The sequence below is a fragment of the Paenibacillus senegalensis JC66 genome, from assembly GCF_000285515.1.
In the GTDB taxonomy this organism is placed as follows: Bacteria; Bacillota; Bacilli; order Paenibacillales; family NBRC-103111; genus Paenibacillus_L; species Paenibacillus_L senegalensis.
Map to the genome: position 1 here is coordinate 1 of NZ_CAES01000120.1, position 1,886 is coordinate 1,886.

The window sequence follows — 1,886 nt, forward strand, 5'->3', positions numbered from 1 at the left end:
TGTAACCGTCAAGACCTATTGAACAATTTTCGCTTAATAATTTTGAACAGTTTTAGCTTGCGAAAATGGTCTGCCGGTGTTTCAAACGGTAACTATCACCACTTAATTGAATGACCTCACTCTTATGCAATATACGATCCAGGATGGCTGTCGTAATCGCTTGATCACCAAGTAATTCACCCCAATCCTCTGGTCCTTTATTTGAAGTAAGGATGATAGAGGTTTGGCCATATAGCTTATTCACAAACTGAAAGAATAAATTCGCTTCATTACGATCCATAGCCATAAACATCAGATCATCCAGAATCACTAGATCAGAGGAACAGATCCGACGGAGCTTTAACTGTGAAGATCGTGAAATCACTTGTGTTTTCAGGAAGTGGATTAGGTTGTCCATTGCCACGAAGCTAACTTTGTAGCCGTTTTTTAGTGCCTCCGTGCCTAATCCGATGGCTATGTGCGTTTTCCCTACTCCGGGAGGCCCAAGCAAAATGAGATTGTAATTCTGCTCAAGCCATAAGAGCTCACGAAGCTGCTGAAATTGGCGTTTGCTTAAGGACGACTGTTCCTCCAGCCGGAACTCATCAAGCGTCTTAATCTCAGGGAATGACGCCCATTTGAACCGCCTAGCAAGTTGTTTCTCTTCCCGGCGAACCAATTCATATCGGAGCAGCCGCTGTAAAAACTCACTGCATGTCCGTTGGTGTTCTTCAGCTTCCATCAGGCTTTCATCAACAATCTGGGCGGCCTCCGTTAGATTTAGCGTTCTCAAACTTTGTTTTAACTGTGTTACGGTTTCGTTCATGTTCAACCTCCTCCCAAAATGCGTTGGTAAATCTCAATATCACGAACTTGAGGCTTGGCTTTCCACTTGGATCTGTCAGATCCAATCAGTTGTTTCACATTACTGCTTTCGGAAGCAGACTTTTCGTTGTTCTTTGAGTAGTGGTTTACAGCATCAGCAAAATCGCTGGCGCGGTACAGTCGATTGGTAATGCAGTAACGGAGAGCTTGATCCACTGCTTCTTCCGTTGCTTGATCTAGCGTCTTTTGAATGAGTTGAAGCTGATCACGGGTGTAACGGGGCTGTAGACGATGAATTTCTTCCAGATAAGGTGAAGCAAGGTCTGGATCGGGAAACTGCTTTTTGACGCTTTCAAGATATGCAGCAATACCCTTCTGGCGATCCCGACGGTGATTTGTGTTCTGAATCAGTTGCCCCCGAAGCTGCGAGAGCTCATGTTCAGCTATGATCTCACCGGTGTCTACATCGTAGATTTGCAATTTCAACCCATTGACCCGAATGCCGACCTCTTTTGATGTGCCGTCATAAGTCCCAAGGGGAACGGAATATCGGTTTCCTTCATACCAGATCGTGTTGTCCTTCCGCACGGTCCTTGTTATACTCTTACTAGGGTTTTTTATTTTTTCTGGGACCGGGCGAAGGGATTGCTTTTCAATAGCAAACACTTCGGCTGGTATTTTTTTAGTCGTATGATGGATAAGTGCATTTCCTGTTCGGTCTAACCAAGCCAAACATTCCTCATTCAGCTTGTCTACACTGACGAAAACCCGATGGCGTGCGAAATTCTGTTTGACGTATTTCACGACGTTCTCAATTCGACCTTTGCTTTCGGGATCTTGTTTCCGGCACATGTGGACTTGAAAGCCTCGATGGTGAACGTAAGCCGCAAATTCGTGGGTTAGTATTAAATCTCCGAAATTTTCACTGGTAAGCAATAAGTGATCCTGATCATAAACAATTTCTTTCGTCATTCCGCCATAGTATGTAAAGGCTAATTCATGAGCATCGATCACATCCTTAGTCACAAACGGCCGATCTTGCCAATGGACGAACTTGTATCTAGAATGGGATAGAACAAACG

2 protein-coding genes are annotated in these 1,886 nt (G+C 44.4%); both read right to left on the reverse strand.

Going from position 1 to position 1,886, the window contains the following annotated elements:
• Window positions 1-52: 52 nt before the first annotated feature.
• A complete protein-coding gene (gene istB / locus PSHG_RS25840; RefSeq protein ID WP_010267124.1) occupies window positions 53-805 on the reverse strand; it encodes an IS21-like element helper ATPase IstB in 753 nt (250 codons plus the stop codon).
• Window positions 806-807: 2 nt separating this feature from the next.
• Window positions 808-1,886: Mu transposase domain-containing protein (locus tag PSHG_RS25845; RefSeq protein WP_010267125.1), on the reverse strand; the 1,079-nt coding region annotated here is incomplete at its 5' end.